This is a genomic window from Flavobacterium sp. W1B (assembly GCF_047344965.1).
GTDB lineage: Bacteria > Bacteroidota > Bacteroidia > Flavobacteriales > Flavobacteriaceae > Flavobacterium.
The window spans coordinates 1,540,270-1,559,291 of sequence record NZ_CP178845.1 but is presented as its reverse complement, the minus strand read 5'-3'; the positions used below and the strand labels follow the sequence as shown (position 1 = coordinate 1,559,291).

14 protein-coding genes are annotated in these 19,022 nt (G+C 34.5%); 10 read left to right on the top strand and 4 right to left on the bottom strand.

Annotated features, from left to right (window positions below; all coding sequences use genetic code 11):
* Positions 1 to 44: 44 nt before the first annotated feature.
* Positions 45 to 1,802 carry an aromatic amino acid hydroxylase gene (locus ACMDB5_RS06855; RefSeq protein WP_414000264.1) on the top strand — a complete coding sequence of 586 codons (1,758 nt, stop codon included), beginning with the start codon at positions 45 to 47 and terminating at the stop codon, positions 1,800 to 1,802.
* A gap of 60 nt (positions 1,803 to 1,862) precedes the next feature.
* Here the strand turns inward: ACMDB5_RS06855 and ACMDB5_RS06850 are convergent, their stop codons facing one another.
* The 4 genes from ACMDB5_RS06850 to alaS all read right to left on the bottom strand — a co-directional run bounded on the left by ACMDB5_RS06850 (position 1,863) and on the right by alaS (position 7,533).
* Positions 1,863 to 2,813 carry a GSCFA domain-containing protein gene (locus tag ACMDB5_RS06850; RefSeq protein ID WP_414000263.1) on the bottom strand — a complete coding sequence of 317 codons (951 nt, stop codon included), beginning with the start codon at positions 2,811 to 2,813 and terminating at the stop codon, positions 1,863 to 1,865.
* Positions 2,814 to 2,843: 30 nt separating this feature from the next.
* Positions 2,844 to 3,605, bottom strand: coding sequence for a hypothetical protein (locus ACMDB5_RS06845; RefSeq protein WP_414000262.1), 762 nt, complete (start codon positions 3,603 to 3,605; stop codon positions 2,844 to 2,846).
* A gap of 359 nt (positions 3,606 to 3,964) precedes the next feature.
* Positions 3,965 to 4,744, bottom strand: a complete 780-nt coding sequence (locus ACMDB5_RS06840) for a hypothetical protein (protein WP_414000261.1) — start codon at positions 4,742 to 4,744, stop codon at positions 3,965 to 3,967.
* Positions 4,745 to 4,878: 134 nt separating this feature from the next.
* Positions 4,879 to 7,533, bottom strand: a complete 2,655-nt coding sequence (alaS, locus tag ACMDB5_RS06835) for an alanine--tRNA ligase (RefSeq protein WP_414000260.1) — start codon at positions 7,531 to 7,533, stop codon at positions 4,879 to 4,881.
* A gap of 336 nt (positions 7,534 to 7,869) precedes the next feature.
* Between alaS and ACMDB5_RS06830 the strand changes: the two genes are divergently transcribed.
* From ACMDB5_RS06830 to ACMDB5_RS06790, 9 genes are all read left to right on the top strand, one after another.
* Positions 7,870 to 8,847 (top strand): M23 family metallopeptidase, encoded by a 978-nt coding sequence (locus ACMDB5_RS06830; RefSeq protein ID WP_414000259.1) that lies wholly within the window; start codon positions 7,870 to 7,872, stop codon positions 8,845 to 8,847.
* 66 nt (positions 8,848 to 8,913) lie between these two features.
* Positions 8,914 to 9,246: a MerR family transcriptional regulator gene (locus tag ACMDB5_RS06825; RefSeq protein ID WP_414000258.1), complete on the top strand. Its 333-nt coding sequence runs from the start codon at positions 8,914 to 8,916 to the stop codon at positions 9,244 to 9,246.
* A 107-nt stretch (positions 9,247 to 9,353) separates the two neighbouring features.
* The gene (locus ACMDB5_RS06820; protein ID WP_414000257.1) at positions 9,354 to 9,941 is read left to right on the top strand and encodes a LemA family protein; all 588 of its coding nucleotides are present in this window, start codon (positions 9,354 to 9,356) and stop codon (positions 9,939 to 9,941) included.
* 94 nt (positions 9,942 to 10,035) lie between these two features.
* Positions 10,036 to 10,473: a TPM domain-containing protein gene (locus tag ACMDB5_RS06815; RefSeq protein ID WP_414000256.1), complete on the top strand. Its 438-nt coding sequence runs from the start codon at positions 10,036 to 10,038 to the stop codon at positions 10,471 to 10,473.
* Entirely contained in the window at positions 10,473 to 11,288 is an 816-nt protein-coding gene (locus ACMDB5_RS06810) for a TPM domain-containing protein (RefSeq protein ID WP_414000255.1), read from the top strand. The genes ACMDB5_RS06815 and ACMDB5_RS06810 overlap by 1 nt, the downstream gene beginning before the upstream one ends.
* 125 nt (positions 11,289 to 11,413) lie before the next feature.
* Positions 11,414 to 11,827, top strand: a complete 414-nt coding sequence (locus tag ACMDB5_RS06805; RefSeq protein WP_414000254.1) for an RrF2 family transcriptional regulator — start codon at positions 11,414 to 11,416, stop codon at positions 11,825 to 11,827.
* A gap of 246 nt (positions 11,828 to 12,073) precedes the next feature.
* A complete protein-coding gene (locus ACMDB5_RS06800) occupies positions 12,074 to 14,629 on the top strand; it encodes a TonB-dependent receptor (RefSeq protein ID WP_414000253.1) in 2,556 nt (851 codons plus the stop codon).
* A 270-nt stretch (positions 14,630 to 14,899) separates the two neighbouring features.
* The gene (locus ACMDB5_RS06795; RefSeq protein WP_414000252.1) at positions 14,900 to 15,133 is read left to right on the top strand and encodes a hypothetical protein; all 234 of its coding nucleotides are present in this window, start codon (positions 14,900 to 14,902) and stop codon (positions 15,131 to 15,133) included.
* A gap of 553 nt (positions 15,134 to 15,686) precedes the next feature.
* Positions 15,687 to 19,022, top strand: a complete 3,336-nt coding sequence (locus ACMDB5_RS06790; RefSeq protein ID WP_414000251.1) for a SusC/RagA family TonB-linked outer membrane protein — start codon at positions 15,687 to 15,689, stop codon at positions 19,020 to 19,022.

The following is a 19,022-nucleotide window of genomic DNA, read 5'->3' as shown; positions in this document are numbered from 1 at the left end:
CCTTAAATTTGTACTTTTACGGCTTAAACTACAACGTTTTCGAAATGAATCCAACTATTGAAACTAATCCGTTATTAGAGCGATTGCCTAAACATTTGAAGCAATTTATTAAACCTCAGGACTATAGCGAGTACAGCCCTATTAATCAGGCGGTATGGCGTTATGTGATGCGCAAAAATGTAGATTACCTATCAAAAGTGGCACATCATTCCTATTTGGATGGTTTAAAGAAAACAGGAATCGAAATTGACAATATTCCCAGCATGTACGGTATGAACCGTATCCTGACCGAAATTGGCTGGGCTGCTGTAGCAGTTGACGGATTTATTCCGCCTAATGCTTTCATGGAATTCCAGGCTTATAACGTACTTGTTATTGCATCAGATATTCGTCAATTAGAACATATAGAATACACGCCAGCGCCGGATATCATTCACGAAGGTGCCGGTCATGCTCCCATTATTGCCAATCCGGAATATGCGGAATACCTGCGTCGTTTTGGAGAAATAGGCTGCAAAGCCATTTCGTCGTCTAAAGATTACGAAATGTACGAAGCCATCCGACTGCTTTCTATATTGAAAGAAGCCGAGGACACTCCGCAAGCAGATATCGATGCTGCCGAAAAAGCGGTGGAAGATTTACAGAATAACATGGGTGAATTATCAGAAATGGCTCAAATCAGAAACCTGCATTGGTGGACGGTGGAATACGGCCTGATAGGTACTGTGGAAAATCCTAAAATATATGGTGCCGGCTTGCTTTCATCTATCGGCGAAAGTGCTTGGTGCATGACAGACAATGTTACAAAAATCCCTTACGATATATCGGCAGCCAATCAGAGTTTTGACATTACCAAGCTACAACCGCAGCTTTATGTTACTCCAACTTTTGCCTATCTAAATTTAGTTTTAGAGGAATTTGCCAATAAAATGGCCTTAAGAACGGGCGGATTATCTGGGATAAAAAAACTAATAACTTCTAATGCATTAGGAACTATCGAATTGAGTACCGGATTACAAATTTCGGGTGTTTTTACTAATGTAATTGAAGATGAAGGCAAACCAGTTTATATACAGACCTCCGGAAAAACGGCTTTAGCTTACCGCGAAAAAGAATTAGTGGGGCATGGAACCATAACTCATTCAGAAGGTTTTGGAAGCCCTATCGGAAAGCTAAAAGGTATTAACCTTGCCATTGAAGACATGAGCCCGAAAGATTTAAATGCTTATGATATCCTGGAATCTAAAAGTATAAAACTTGAATTTGAAGGCAATATTACAGTTGAAGGCGAGATAATCACCGGATCCAGAAACTTACAGGGAGAAATCATCCTTATTCGCCTAAACAACTGTACCGTGACTCATGGCGAAACTATTTTGTTTCAACCGGAATGGGGTGTTTATGATATGGCGGTGGGAAAGAAAGTAGTTTCAGCTTTTTCCGGCCCAGCCGATGTAAATAGTTTCGATTTGATTTCTCATGTACCTTCGAGTAAAACAATCAAGGCAAAACACACTTCAGAAAGAGAAGAACTAGAAGAATTATACAAAACCGTTCGTGACATTAGAGAAACTAATGGCGCCCAAACTGCCCTAACATTTGTTTTTAACAAACTGCAAACAAATCATTCTCATGACTGGCTGTTAGCCGTAGAAATCACTGAACTTTTAAAAAATCAAAAGGATTCAGAACTTTTGGAAAAGGTTTTAGATTATCTTAAAAAAATGAAAATCAAAAGACCAGAAACAGCTCATTTGATTGTTGGAGGATTGGAGCTAATTTTTGGTAAAGAAAAAATTTAACTTTTCAATAAAAAAACGACCTCAGATTCGCTGATTTTTAAAAAAAGAATCTGAGGTTGTTTAAAATTTTATAAATGGATAATCCGAAACTAATTTGCTGATTTTTTCTTTCAGCTTAGTTTCGAATTTTTTATGGCTTTCGGAATTAGGATTAAACGGTTTGTGCGAAAGACTTTTTTGGATCGTCTCTACTTCATCCATCGTCAAGAAAGACTTTTCAGAAATATTTGTTTCTTTAAAGCGTTTCCAAATATAATTGATTGCAACTTGATTGGGATGCAACATATCTTCTGCATAAAAACGATAATCACGTAATTCGTCCATCATGATTTCGTAGCTAGGAAAATAATTTACGATCTCCCATTTACGATTTACGATTTCTTGTATCGCAGAAATCAGATTTGCCTTACTCCATTGATTTTCGACAACTCCATCTTTGATGTGTCGCACGGGCGAAACCGTAAAAATGATATTTGTTTCCGGATTTACAGACTGAATCAAACGAATCGTTCTATCGATACTTTTTTCTATTTCAATAACAGACAACAACTCTTTTTTAAACTCCTTTTGAGACACTTTATGACAGTTAGCTACTATTTCATTGCTTTTGTCATTTCGATAAACCCAAGCCGTCCCATAAGTAATAATAATATGCGTTGCCTTATTGATTTGTTCTTCCAGTGATTTGATTATAGCATTCAAATCGTTCAATAATTCATTAGCATTGGTATTGCTTAAATCCGAATGAGCATCGAAACAATGCCATTGTTCATTATGAAAAAAAATATCGGATTCGGAAAATTCCTTTTTGGAAATCGCAAATTCAATTAGCTTCTCTATCGCCAATGGATGAAATAAAATCCCAAATGGGTTACAAGAATTCTCAAACTTAAAATAGTCCAGTTTTTCAGCCATATTGACGGCAAAACAAGAGCCTAATGAAATAATATTTGATTTGTAATCAATAGGAAAACTACCTGTAGCAATGGGTATTTGGGTTCTGAATTGCATTTTAGAATTTTTGCCAAAATTAAGTATTAATTAATAGAAATACTGCGTTTTCAAATAATTTGGATTGGCAATACTAGCCTCAGAAAGCTGTTCGGTTGGATAATGGTCTTCATCATATTTAAAAGCACCTCTATATAAATTTGCCGAAGAAATAATTTTACCGTCTTTTGTAATAGTGATTTCCAAAACGCTCATCACACTATTATTGAATGAAATTATTTCATTCTGATTTAATAACTTCTCATATCCCAAGATATTATAAAAAGGGTTCATCTTTGAATCGTATTCAAAACTAAACTTATATTTTGATACTAAACCAAGAACTACATCATCTATAGTCCGCTCGTCTTTTATTAAATTCTTATTTTCAAAATATAAGGTTCCGTAAAACAGCTCCGTTCCTTGATTTTGAGGATCAACAGTAATTTTTTCATAAGAAACTGTTCCGTCCGAATTATGTGTGTAATTTATCACATAATTTTCAGAAGATTTCATACGCACTAATTTTCCTTTATCATAGGAGTATTCTAAAGTGACACTAAGTTGGTTTTCTTTGTCTTTAGAGGTGATTTTGGTAATAAGTCCATTTTCATACGTATAAGCAATGTGATTCTTGACACCAACAGCACTTAGTATTTCATTCCCATTGTACTTAAATAAAGTAGTTACCGAAGTTCCATTTTCAGAAGTTTCGACTGTTTTGATCAAAAGTTTACCATTACCCTCTTTATTATCGGAGCAAGAATAAAATACTAATAACGAAACAATTAAGACAACAACTATTTTATTCATCCTTTCTAATACCGTTAATTTTAAAAATAAAATGGAGCCACATCCAAAGTTAAAATCTTAATTCACTTAGACCTCAAAATAACGCCGATTGGCTAAAAAACTCGTCAAACAGTCTTTTTTTTAACAAAACTATTACGGATAGAACAAAATCTCAAATGAAATACAAGCCTTCTCGAACTAGAAACAATCCCATTTCCCCTCAATACAAACTGAAAATCAATAACTTAAGCACACAATATTTGAATCAAAATCGATTGAAAAACTGTTTCAGAAGCGTACCTAAAATTCATTTATGGATCAAAAAAATCCCCATAATCAATAATGAATATATGGGGACTCTTTTTTCATTTGTATAAAAACTAATAGCTAATCTCTAACTTAACAGAATTTTTAGTATCACCTGAAAATAAACCAATAAGAAAATTACTTTCATTATATTTATTTTCGGAAGTTACAACTGCAGTTTGAGTAACTCCTCCTGAACTATTATAAGTTTCCGTAGTATTTTTTACAGTATTATTCATTGAATAGAAATCAAAATAAGTATCTAAATCCAACAAAAATTTTACCCCTGTTATATTATTAAAAGGACTTTTTTTATCATCAAACACACTTGTTATTTTTTCTTTTACGTCATCTATATATTCAATAGAAACAATATTTCCATTTGAAAATGTGTAAAGAGTGGTCGTATCATATTTTACTTCTTGTCCGTTAATTATTCTAGATTGATTTACATTAACTGTCCCGTTTGCATTGTAAACAAAAGTTAATTTATCTTTAATACTAGTATCATCGGCATAAGTCGTGATTTTAGAAACCAATTTACCATCGCTATAGGCATAATCATCGCTACTGTACAAAACTGAAGAATCGAATAACTCAACTTTAGTAATAAGATCTCCTGTATACGTATAAACAGATCTAGAATCATCTGTAAGTCTAATATCTTTCAATTTATTCCCGTCATAAGTCATTGTATAAGTAACACTAGCTGATTCGCCATTTTCTACCATTGTTTCAACAATTTTTTTCGGCAACAATGTTCCTGTAGCTGCTTCTTCATATTTTTCATCATTAGAACAAGAAGAAGTAAGTACTAACAAAGTAGCACTAAATAATAAAAGTGATTTTTTCATTTTGTAGGTTGTTTAATGTTAAATATAATTTCAATAAATGTAATCATAATAATACAAAAACCTAATTTTAAACAAAAAACCTTTCAATCTAATAAAGACTGAAAGGTTTCAATTTTAGTATCGCTACTTGTATTTTATTTCACAAAATCAATTGCTTTTGCTAAGGCTTCCGGAATTCCAGCAGCGTTTTTTCCTCCCGCAGTAGCAAAGAATGGCTGGCCTCCGCCTCCGCCTTGGATAAATTTACCCAAATCACGAACCACTTGACCCGCATTTAAATTTTTATCAGCAACTAATTCTTTAGAAATATAGCATGTTAGCATTGGTTTTCCTTCCTCGGCTGTAGCCAAAACTAAAAACAAATTCTGTCCTAAATTACCTAACTCGTAAGCCAAATCTTTAGCACCTTCCGGATTTAAATCGACTTGTTTTGCTAAGAATTGTATACCGTTAACTTCTTGAAGTTCTTTGGCTAATTCCGCTTTCATATTTTTAGCCTTCTCTTTCAACAAAACTTCCAATTGTTTTTTCAGTTTTGTATTCTCGTCCTGAAGCGAAAGTGTTGCTTTCAAAACATCCTGAGGATTTTTCAAAGCTATTTTCACTTCATTTAAAGTGTTTTCCTGCGAAGCGAAAAACGCTTTTACCGCATCTCCAGTAATCGCCTCGATACGACGAATTCCAGCTGCAACAGCTCCTTCTGAAACAATTTTGAAATACCAAATATCAGCAGTATTATTCACGTGAATTCCACCACACAACTCCATACTTTCGCCAAATTTTATCGCGCGAACATTATCACCGTATTTTTCTCCAAATAAAGCCATAGCGCCTTCGTCTAAAGCTTGTTTTATAGGAATGCTTCTTCTTTCTATTAATGGCAATTGCTCTTGAATTCTAGCATTAACGAAAGCTTCTACTTGTTGCAATTCTTCATCAGTCACTTTAGAAAAATGAGAGAAGTCAAAACGCAAATTGTTTGGATTTACCAAAGATCCTTTTTGCTCCACATGAGTTCCCAAAACAGAGCGCAAAGCTTGGTGCATTAAGTGTGTTGCTGAGTGATTTTTAGAAGAATCTGCTCTTAAATCTGTATTTACTTTTGCTATAAAACTAGCATTTACATTTTCTGGCAGTTTTTTAGCAAAATGCAAAATTAAGTTATTCTCTTTTTTGGTATCTATAATTTCAATAGTTTCATTAGCCGAAACCAAAGTTCCTTTATCTCCCACTTGTCCTCCACCTTCTGGATAGAATGGCGTAGCATCAAGAACTATTTGGTATAAAACACCATCTTTTTTAGAATCTACTTTACGAATACGAGTGATTTTCACTTCGTTTTCTACTTGGTCGTAACCAACGAAAGATTCTGTATTTCCTTCAACTAGAATTTTCCAGTCGTCAGTAGAAACTTCAGATGCGGCACGAGAACGTGATTTTTGTTTTTGAAGTTCTTCATTAAAACCGTTTTTATCATAAGTAAAACCGTTTTCTTTTAATATAAGCGCTGTAAGATCTTCCGGGAAACCAAAAGTGTCATATAGTTTAAAAATATAGTCGCCACCAATTTCTAATTTTTCTTTAGAAATTTGGCCTGTATGAGCTAACATCAAATCTTTTAATAAAACTAATCCTTGGTCTAATGTACGCAAGAAAGAAGCTTCTTCTTCTCGAATTACATTGGTAACCAAAGTTTGCTGTTTTTTGATTTCCGGGAAAAACTCACCCATTTGGTTTGCCAAAACAGCAACCAGTTCATAGATAAAAGCTTCTTTGGTGTTCAAAAAAGTAAATCCGTAACGAATAGCACGACGCAAAATACGACGAATTACATATCCTGCTCCTGTATTAGATGGCAATTGCCCGTCGGCAATAGCGAAAGCTACGGCACGAACGTGATCTACAATTACGCGAATGGCAATATTAGTTTTATTTTGTTCTTCTGAGATATTTTTTACTTCGTTTGAAGTGTATTTTAATCCTGTAATTTGCTCTACTTTTTGGATAAGCGGCGTAAACACATCGGTATCATAGTTAGAAGTCACGCCTTGCATTGCCATACACAAACGCTCAAATCCCATTCCGGTATCTACATGTTGTGCTGGTAATTTTTCCAATGAACCATCGGCTTTACGGTTAAATTCCATAAATACGTTGTTCCAGATTTCCACTACTTGCGGATGATCGGCATTGACTAAACTTCTACCCGAAACAGCTGCTCTTTCTTCATCGGTACGTAAATCGATGTGAATTTCAGAACAAGGTCCACAAGGTCCTTGATCTCCCATTTCCCAGAAATTGTCTTTTTTGTTTCCAAGTATAATTCGGTCTTCAGATACGAATTGTTTCCAAATATCAAAAGCTTCTTGATCAAAAGGCACATTCTCTGCTTCGTTTCCTTCAAAAACAGAAACATACAAACGGTCTTTGTCTAATTTTAAAACTTCAGTCAAGAATTCCCAAGCCCAAGGCAAAGCTTCTTTTTTGAAATAATCTCCAAAAGACCAGTTTCCTAGCATTTCGAACATCGTATGATGGTAAGTATCAAAACCTACATCCTCTAAATCATTATGTTTTCCTGAAACACGAAGACATTTTTGGGTATCGGTAATTCTTGGGCTTTTTGGCGTGGCGTTTCCTAAAAAATATTCTTTAAACTGTGCCATTCCTGAGTTATTAAACATCAAGGTTGGATCATCTTTTAGAACAATAGGTGCCGAAGGAACAATTAAATGTCCTTTACTTTCAAAGAATTGTAAATACGCTTTGCGAATGTCTTGTGATTTCATTTTTATTGTTTATTCGGTTATTTGTTAATTTGGAGAATTTGAGACTATCGTATTAAACGAATATACAAATCAACACATCAACTTTTAATGCCCCAGATAACAGTGGAAAGCTTCGAGTTTAGGCAATTTATTTTTTCTTGATACGGCAGGGCGACCAAAGGAAGCTCCTGCAGAATCATTTAGAAAAAAAGATTGCTAAACGAAAACTTGAAACGCATAGCTGGAATAGGCACATTATTTTATTTATTATTGAAAAAAAGGTCGAACAAATGAAACATTTATTAAATTTGTTCAACTAACACTTTATCAAGGTGCAAAAATAGGGTATTTTAAAACATGGCGAAAGTAAAATATTATTACGATTCCGAAAATCTGGCATATCGAAAAATAAAAACAAAAAAACGATGGAAATTTGGTTTTGCAGCCTTATTCCTAGTGGCTTCTGCATTATTTGGCTTCATCAGTTTTGTGATTTTATTGAACACACCCTATTTTGACACACCAAAAGACCGACTGCTGATTCGTGAAAATGAAAATTTGAAACTGAATTATGCCGTTTTGAACAAAAAAATGGAGCAGGTTGATGATGTCATTGAAGCCATCGAGGACCGGGACAATAATTTATACCGAACCTATTTTAATACCGCACCGATACCGGAAGAAGAACGAAAATCAGGTTTTAAAGGCGTAAATAGATATGCTGCTTTAGAAGGTTATGACAACACCCAACTAGTACTGAATACCACCAAAAAAATAGATGTTCTTACTAAACGATTAGCGATACAATCAAAATCTCTTGACTACATTTTAAAACTGGCAAAAGAAAAGAACAAGTTGTTGGCAGCCATTCCTGCCATTCAGCCAGTAAGAAACGAAAATTTAAAAAGAATGGCTTCTGGTTTTGGATACCGAACAGATCCGTTTACCAAAGCGAAGAAAATGCATGAGGGTATGGACTTTACGGCAAAAACTGGGACTCCAATTTTCGCCACTGGTGATGGGGTTGTTACTCAAGCTGACAATAAAGCTTCCGGCTTTGGGAATCATGTGGTAATTAGGCATGGTTATGGATACGAAACTTTGTATGCTCATTTGAGTAAATACAACTGTAGAGCCGGTCAACGAGTAAAACGTGGCGACATTATTGGATATGTAGGCAGCACCGGAAGATCCGAAGGCCCTCATTTGCATTATGAAGTTCACAAAGACGGCAAAGTAGTTAATCCGCTTAATTTTTATTACGGCAATATTTCGGCAGTTGAATATGTTGCTATTTCAAAATTAGCGAACCAAGAGAACCAATCATTAGATTAACGATTTCAAATTGTTGTTTTTTAAGATTTAGAAAAACAACTTAATTTACAAAATAAAGGCAAAGAAATGCACATAGAACTATCAGCTGATAAAAGATATTACAGCATTGGCGAGGTTGCCAAGGCTTTTGATGTAAATGCATCTCTTATCCGTTTTTGGGATAGTGAGTTTGATATTCTTAAACCAAAGAAAAACGCGAAAGGTAACAGAATGTTTACTCCAGAAGATATTAAAAACTTACAGCTTATTTATCACTTGGTAAAAGAAAGAGGGTTTACACTCGAAGGAGCCAAAATCCATTTAAAAGAAGGTCAAAAGAAAACCTTAGATAAGTTTGAAATTATTAGAAAACTGGAAACCATAAAAACACAATTGACAAACATTAAAAATCAATTATAATCTAAAATTATCTATTTTAGACTCAAAATTTTGAAGCTTGCCTCCTTTTGCGGCAACACATCAAACTTTAAATATCAAACAAAACAATAACTTTAAATTAAACAAACATGAAAAGATTTTTGCCTTGGATTATCGGAGCCGTTATTATTTTTGGAATTTACAGCTGGGTTAAGGGAATTAACAATACCGCAGTAACTTTAAATCAAACCGTAGAACAATCATGGGGAGACGTACAAACTGCTTACCAAAGACGAAATGATTTAATTGGAAATTTGGTCAATACTGTAAAAGGAGCTGCTGATTTTGAAAAAAGCACTTTAACTGCAGTTATTGAGGCGCGTGCCAAAGCAACTCAAACAACCGTAGATCCTACGAATATTACTCCAGAACAATTAGCTGCATTCAACTCAGCTCAAAGTGGCGTTAGTAGTTCTTTATCACGTTTATTAGTTACTGTTGAAAAATATCCTGATTTAAAAGCTAATCAAAATTTCTTGAAATTACAAGATGAATTAGCAAGTACCGAAAATCAAATTTTGACAGCAAGAACTCGTTTTAACGAAGCTGTGAAACCTTACAACACGCATATTAAAACCTTCCCTAACTCTTTATTTGCAGGAGTATTCGGATTTAAGGAAAAAGCATATTTCAATTCAGTTGAAGGAGCAGATAAGCCTGTTGAAGTAAAATTCTAAAAAACGATTTCAGATTTTCGATTAACGATTTTTGATCGCAGTAGGAATACTTCTAAAATTAAAAATCGTTAATCTTCATTCAAAAATTTTTCCCATGTCAAAAGTAGAAGATTTTTTAACCCAAAAAGAAGAACAAGAAATTGTGGAAGCCATTCGCTTGGCCGAAAAAAATACTTCTGGAGAGATTCGAGTTCATTTAGAAAAAACCACTTCCATGGATGCGTATGACCGCGCCATGGAAGTTTTTCATGATCTTAAAATGGATGAGACCCAACTCAAAAACGGTGTCTTAATATACGTAGCTATTGAAGACAGAACGTTTGTAATTTGTGGAGACCAAGGAATTAATGATATTGTATTAAATGATTTTTGGGACTGTACCAAAGAGATTATGGTAGCCCATTTTAAAAACGGCAATTTCAAACAAGGACTTATTGACGGAATTGACAGAGCTGGAGAACAATTAAAAAAACATTTCCCTTATCAAGAAGGAGATGTAAATGAATTATCAAACGAAATATCAAAAGGATAATGAAAACAAAAAAAACTATTTCTTTTTCCCTAAAACTGTTCGTTTGTTTATTTATCACACAAATTGGTTTTGCTCAATTTACAATTCCAGCTAAACCTGATTTTCAAACTAGCGTTTATGACTATGCTAATTTGTTAAGCGCAACCGAAAAAGCACAATTAGAAGAAAAACTAATTAAATATTCCGATTCTACAACGACTCAAATTGTAGTGATTACAATAGAAAGTCTCAAAAATGAAGATGTAAGTCAACTGGCAACTAAATGGGGACAAACCTGGGGAATTGGTGGAACTGCAAAAGATGACAATGGTGTTATTATCCTTTTGGCGAAAGCCGAAAGAAAAATTGCAATTAATCCCGGTTATGGACTTGAAGATCGATTGACAGCAGGAATTGGTGGCGAGATCATTAGAAACATCATCACTCCTGAATTCAAAGCCGGAAGTTTTTACAAAGGACTAGACAAAGGAACTGATGCGCTTATTGATGTTTTTAAAGGCAAATACAAAGGCGAAAGAAAAAAACAAAGCAAAGGATCCGATTTTCCTATTTTACCTTTCATCATCATTATCGTATTCATCCTAATCCTTGCTTTAAAAAATAAAGGCGGCGGTGGCGGAAACTCCGGCAATAACCGTGGCGGATTCCAAGGTCCTAGCTTATTAGATGTTATTATTCTGAGTAGCCTTGGTCGCGGTGGCGGAGGCGGAGGATTTGGTGGCGGATCATCTGGTGGTGGATTTGGCGGCGGCGGTTTTGGTGGTGGATTTGGTGGCGGAGGATTCTCCGGAGGAGGTTCAAGCGGGAATTGGTAATCTTTAAAAATCAATTAAATTTACTGCTTAGCTCAAATGTCATCATACAAATTAATGCTATTATAAAACTACCTATAATTATCCCTTTCAAGATTCAACCTTGAAAGGGATAAAATTTAAAAACTATGTTGTCACACAAAACCAAATATGCTCTTAAAGCTCTACTCTATTTAGCACAGCAAGAAGAAACTCATATTTCCAGAACGATTGAAATTGCCGAAGCTGCAAACATTCCCAAAAAGTTTTTGGAGCAAATTTTATTGGATTTAAAAAGAGGTCATTTTGTAGGTAGCAAACAGGGTAAATTTGGTGGTTATTATCTTCTAAAATCAAAAAACGACATTACATTGGCCGAAATCCATCGGTTATTTGACGGTGCAATTGCCTTACTTCCTTGCGCATCCTTAAATTTTTATGAACCTTGTTCTGATTGCACAAACGAAGCGGAATGCTTGTTAAGACACGGTTTAATGACTATTCGAGACGAAACTTTAAAAGCAATGGAAGGCATTACAATTGCTTCATTGGTAAAAAAATAAAAAAATATATTTTAAACTCTACTAAATTGATAGAATTTATATACATTTGTTTCCGAAATTAACTTCTAATTAACAAATCTAAATAAAAAGCATGAAAATCTATCAAACTGAGTTCATCCTATCTTATGAACAATCTGGAAAAAAAAACAAAATTCAAAAAGCAATATATAGAATAGTAGTGATGTGCATGTGTTAGTAAAAAAAATTTAATTTTTAATTCTACTAATTACATATAATTAATATAAAATGAAAGCTATCTATAAAAAAACAATTACAAGCTTATTCCTAGTCCTATTTTTTTCATCTGTTAAGGCACAAAATATAGTGGTTGGCACGATCAAAAACAGCCAAAACATACCGATAAAAGATGCAACCGTAACACTAAAAGGGACTACTACTAATATAACGTCCGACAATAATGGTGTATTTTCATTAGAAATCAACAGGGAACTACCAATAGAAATTCTGATTAAATCGGAGGGATATAAATCAGAAACAGTTCATATAAAAAAAGAAACTGTCTTTCCTTTGGATATAAGACTAATAGAAGACAATCTATTAGTAGAAGTTGTTATTTCTTCGAGACGCCGCATAGAAAAAGTGCAAAATGTTCCAATTCCAATTGCTGTAATAACAGGCAAACAAGCCGAAGAAGCAGGTGCATTCAACGTAAATCGACTGAAAGAACTTGTTCCCTCGGTTCAGTTATACTCTTCCAATCCACGAAACACGGCTATTACTATTCGCGGTCTGGGTTCGACTTTCGGGCTTACCAATGATGGTATCGATCCCGGTGTTGGTTTTTATGTTGACGGTGTTTATTATGCGCGTCCGGCAGCAACAACATTAGACTTTATTGATGTTGACCGAATCGAAGTACTAAGAGGGCCACAAGGAACCTTATTTGGAAAAAATACAACCGCTGGTACATTTAACGTAATAACTAGAAAACCAAGTTTTAGATCAGGCGCAAACTTTGAACTAAGCTTCGGGAATTATGGATTTCTTCAAGCCAAAGCTTCAATTACGGGAGCCTTGGGCAAAAAGATTGCCGGAAGACTCTCTTTTTCGGGAACCCAACGCGATGGTTTGATCGAAAATGTTGCCACGGGAAAATCCGTAAACAACATCAACAATCAGGGCGTTAAAGGACAATTACTATTTACACCAACAGATAATTTAGATATTACATTAGCAGCCGACTTTTCGCGCCAACGTCCGGATGGTTATGCACAAGTGATTGCTGGTGTCGCCCCTACTCAAAGGGCAGCATACCGACAGTTCAATCAAATCATTGCCGATCTTAACTATTCCCTTCCAAGTCAAAATGCTTTTGACCGTAAGATTGATCATGACACCCCTTGGCGTTCTTCTCAGGATTTGGGAGGAATATCTCTGAATGTTGAAACTAAAATTGGCGAAGGGACTCTTACCTCAACCTCAGCTTGGCGCTACTGGAATTGGGACCCATCTAATGATAGAGATTTTACAGGTCTTCCGGTATTAAAACTATCACAAGCAACATCCAAACATCAACAATGGTCACAAGAAATACGTTATGCTGGAAATTTCTCGACCCGGCTAAGTGGTGTTTTTGGAATATTTTTTATCGGACAAGATCTAAAAACTGATCCATATCATATTGAAGAATCTGGATCGGCACAATGGCGCTTTTCCAAAAGTACAAACAGTTCATTATGGGAAACACCCGGTCTTTTTGACGGATACGGCATAAAAACGAAATCTACACTTAACACCTACAGCGGAGCAATATTTGGACAACTAGATTGGAAAATAACCGATCGTTTACATCTATTACCAGGCATAAGATATAATTACGATGCCAAAAAAATTGATTACGACCGCAAGACTTATGGAGGTTTACAAACAAACGACCCCGCACTTATTGCATTAAAAAAATTAGTTTATAGTGATCAAGCTTTCAAAACAAATGTTGATAACACAAACTTTTCAGGGAATTTAACTTTAGCGTTCAAAGCTTCTGATCGTGTCAATGCCTTTGCAACTTTTGCAAAAAGTTACAAACCTATTGGTGTTAACCTAGGAGGTCTTCCTACTGCAGATAGCAAGCCTCTTTTGGATTTGGCCATAATAAAACCCGAAGAAGTCAACCATTATGAAATAGGGGTAAAATCTTCACCATTCAAAAATTCCATCTTAAACTTTACGATATTTAATACCGATATAAAAGACTACCAAGCGCAAGTACAATCAGCTGAATTAGGAGTAAATCGTGGTTATCTGGCTAATGCCGAAAAAGTACGAGTACGAGGTGCCGAACTGGAAACCAATATTAAAGCAACTAAACACTTAACTTTTAACGGAGCATTATCCTACACCGAAGGAATTTATGTTAGTTTCAAAAATGCTCCACTACCACTAGAAGAAACCGGATCCTCGGTATCCTTTAAAGATATATCAGGAAGCAATTTACCCGGTATTTCAAGATGGACCAGTACTTTAGGAGGTGATTTATCTGAATCGGGGAAATTCTTTCAAAATCAAGGGAAATTCTTCGTTGCAATTGATTCCTACTTCCGTTCTTCTTTTTCTTCAAGCGCTTCCCCTTCAAAGTATTTAGTAATTGATTCTTACGCTTTGTTTAATGGTCGTATTGGATTTCGAGCTTCAGAAGGACTATCTTTTTTCTTATGGGGTCGAAACCTTTTCAACAAAGATTATTATGAACAATTATTGCCCGCTGCCGGTAATGCCGGTCAATATGCCGCGGTGTTGGGAGATCAAAGAACTTATGGCATAAGTTTACGTTACAGCTTGTAAATTACATTGAACCATAAAATATAAACCGAGATAAGTAAGCACAACTTATCTCGGTGTTTTTTTATTTAAAATCCGAAATCAATCAAGCACTTATATCATAAAAGATGAATATTCTATACAAATGAATTCGACAATAGCATTTTCATGAGTCCAACTAAAAGGCTTACAAAAAAAATCATAGAACAAGTTCAAAACTCTTAATTAAGTATTGATTATGAATACATTAACTTAAAATAACAGCTATTAAATGTAACTTTAATAGAAAAAGCCATGAAAAATTTCGCAATTAAACTCGTGTGGTTTACCACTTTGTTTGTTTTTATTTTTGCCGGTTTATGTCAAACTAATATCGATTTAACAATACTAATTAATATCTTTATTATAGGACATTTCTTGATTCTATTTATGGTTTATACCGTTTTGAAAGACAACTACTCTACCTCAAAAACTTTTAAAGATTGGTATGAAGACCATCCGATGGAAACTTTAGATGAAGAACAATAGCATACTTTTTAAATAGATTATTTAAACCAACTTAAAATTCATAAAAATCCCCTTCTTCGGGATTTTTTTGTTTCCCTCAAATAATAAATATTAACAGACAAAAAGTCCTAATTTTCAACATTTATATCAAAAAAACATCTAAAAAATCAACCTAAACATATTGCATCAAATTAACAAAAACCAGCAAGTATATTATTTTCTAGATTCAGAATCAAAAAAGTTTTTTTTTAAAAGTTAGCACATTATTTTAAACCACTTTATACAGTACCCAAAAACAAACTGGTAGGTACTGGTATATTTATCATAAAAACTATTATATTTTTGAAATTCTTTTTTAATAAAAAAAATCACCTAACCGATAATACATTAAATATTCCGAATTAATATCAAATAAAAACTTAATAAACCATTAAAATGATAAAATCCATGAAATGAAATAAAGGACAAATCCAAAACTCTAATTTAAATCCTATAAAATAAACTACATGCCAAATACTACGAGTACTGAAATATAAGCATGCATAATAACCAAATTAAATAACCAACCCTTTTTATGAAAAAAACCATTACCAAAGGTTTATTACATTCAAATCTTTCAAAAAGCAACCTAAAGAAAACTATAACAACATCTCTGTTATTATTTTCTGCCTTTGGCATAAATGCTCATAGCAATGCAAGTAACAATAAGATTTCTATAAACTATTCTTCTATAGAACTAGAATTTGATAAAGCTGAAGCAAAAAACAACATTGAAGCTAACTTAGCTAAAGAAAAAAAAATATCCGGTAAAGTTACTGATGCATCTGGCCAACCCATAGCTGGTGTAACTGTTAAAAATATAAATACAGCAATGAATGTATTAACCGATTTTGACGGGAATTTTTCTATAATGGCCGATAAAGGAAATATTCTGGAGTTTTCATACATTGGTATGAAAACAAAAAAATATTCCACAACTGACGAAACGCAAATAAAAATCATAATGGAAGACGAAGTTTCTTCCTTAGGAGAAGTTATAGTTGTAGGTTTTGGTGCCCAAAAAAGATCTAATGTATCCGGCTCCGTTACATCTGTAAAGATGAATGAAGTTCTTGGCGATAGACCCATTATAGGCACAGCTTCTGCAATCCAGGGAGCACTTCCAGGATTACAGGTAGTTTCAGGAAGTGGTAGGCCTGGTCAGGGATTTGATGTGCAAATACGTGGATTTCAGTCTATCAACGGAGGATCCCCACTAGTACTTGTTAATAACGTACCAATGAGTATGGACAATATTAACCCCAAAGACATTGAATCAGTTACTGTCTTGAAAGATGCTGCAGCTACGTCTATTTATGGAGCAAGAGCTGCATTTGGCGTTATCTTAATCACTACTAAAACAGGTAAAAAAAATCAAGAAATCCAGATAGATTATTCAACTTCTTCTAGTTTTGATTATGCAACAAATTTACCCGAAAAAGCTTCAGTATATGATTTTGTAAACGCATTAAACACCTGGGGAACAACTGGTTTTTGGACTAATCAAGATATCCCAACTTGGAAAGGTGCACTAGATGCTTACAAACTAAATCCTGCAAATTATCCTGACGGAAGTACAGTTATAAATAATGTAACTTACCCACTCACTGGAAATGACGAGGCCGGAAAAGATTTTTACAGTGACTTAGGAACTACAACAATTCATAATTTAAGTATTTCCGGAGGAAGTGAAAAATCTGACTTTCGTATGTCAGCTGGTTACACCAAACAAGACGGTATTATTGTCACAGATAATGATAGCTTTAAAAGATTTACATTAAATACGGATTACAGAGCTTATCTATCAGATAAACTAACATTTGACATGAATGTAAATTACCTTAACTCATTAACAAAAGATCCAATAGGGGACTATTATCGCTATATAACTTTTGCAGCTTACGCACCTACAGGCTTTCAAACTCAACCAGATGGCTCTTTAATACCATACGATACACCTGGAAACATGGAGAGATTTAGAGTTGCTCCAAAAACACAACGAGATAATCTCCGCTTTTTTTCAAAAATGGAGTACAAACCATTTAAATCGCTTTCCGTTATCGGAGAATACACTTATGGATATTCTACTTCAAATTTCAAAAGCGTTAACAATCAAGCAACATTTATAGATGCATTAAGATATACTCCTTTATTAGGAGATCCAACAAAAACTAGTGTTAATTTATCTAATGGTCAAACCCGCTATAATGCAACAAACTTGTATGCAAAATTCAAACAAAAATTTGAGAGTCATAACTTTGAGCTCTTAACTGGATTTAACAATGAAATGAGTAAAAGTACCAGTTTAGAAGGAGGAGTAACTAGCTTGATAGATCCAAGCTTACCATCTATTGATTTAGCTACTGGGACGGAATACGCTAATGACTCATTCAACGATTGGTCTGTAATGGGGTTCTTTGGTCGTTTTGGTTATAATTATAAGGAAAAATACTTCTTAGAAGTAAATGGTCGTCGCGATGGATCTTCCAGATTCCCAAAAGAGCAACGTTGGGGCTTTTTCCCATCTGCATCAGCTGCATGGAACATAACAAATGAATCCTTCATGGAAAACTTAACATCTGTTTCATTACTGAAACTGCGAGCATCTTTAGGTGAAATTGGTAATCAAGACATTAGAAAATCAGATGGAGTAACTGCCGAATATTATGGTTTTTTCGAAGGTCTTTCAGGTGTTCAAGCTGGATGGATTGATCCTAGTACTGGAATTAAATACACTTCCCTGTCAACTCCTGCATTAGTGCGTAATAATTTTACCTGGGAAACAGTAAGGACCCTTAATTACGGAATCGATGTTGGTTTTTTTAACAACAGGCTTACAGGTTCTTTTGATTTATTCAAAAGACAAACGTTGGATATGTTAGGACCAGGCGCTAGTTTACCATCTATTTTGGGAGCAACCCCTCCTTTACAAAACGCAGCAGATCTAGAAGTTAATGGATGGGAGTTAGAAATGAAATGGAGAGGTAAAATTAACAATTTTTCCTATTATGCAGGTTTCAATCTTTCGGATAGTCAAGCAGAAATTACCCGATATAATAATACTTCCGGTTTATTAGGCAATTATTATGTTGGGCAAAAATTAGGCGAAATTTATGGTTATGAAACTGATGGTTATTATAACAATAATGATTTTGTATCAGGAACGTTAGATTCCAATCTTCAAAATGGAACATTAAATCCAGGGGTCGTAAAAGTTCAAGGAGTCAATCCTAACCCAGGAGACATTAAGTACAAAGACTTAAATGGAGACGGGATCATTAACTCCGGAAACAACACTTTATATACACAATATGATGCTATAACAGGGGAAATGATACCTAACACAGGTCTTGGTGATCGCAAAGTAATTGGAAATAACACTAGACGTTATCAATACGGCATTAATGCTGGGGCTTCTTATAAAGGATTTGATTTATCGGTATTCGTACAAGGAGTTGGAAAAAGAGACGTTTGGTTGAGCAACGAAGTTGTATTTCCTTATCCGGGAGAGTTTTCGATTATTTACGCTCATCAATTGGACTACTGGACTCCAGAGAACACAGATGCTTATTATCCTAGAAATTATGCTCGTGGTGGAGGAAATTATGGCTATAACTTAAGAACTCAAACTAAATATTTAGCAGATGGATCTTATGTTCGTCTGAAAAATATAACATTAGGATACAGCCTCCCAAAAGCAATCTTAAAAAGATCGCCAATCCAAAATGTAAAATTATACTTCTCAGGAGAAAACCTATTCACTTACGACCATTTACCTGACGGTATTAATACAGAACTTTCGAATTTAGGAAACGGCGGAAACTATCCTTTCTTGAAACAGTATTCATTTGGAATAAATGTATCATTCTAA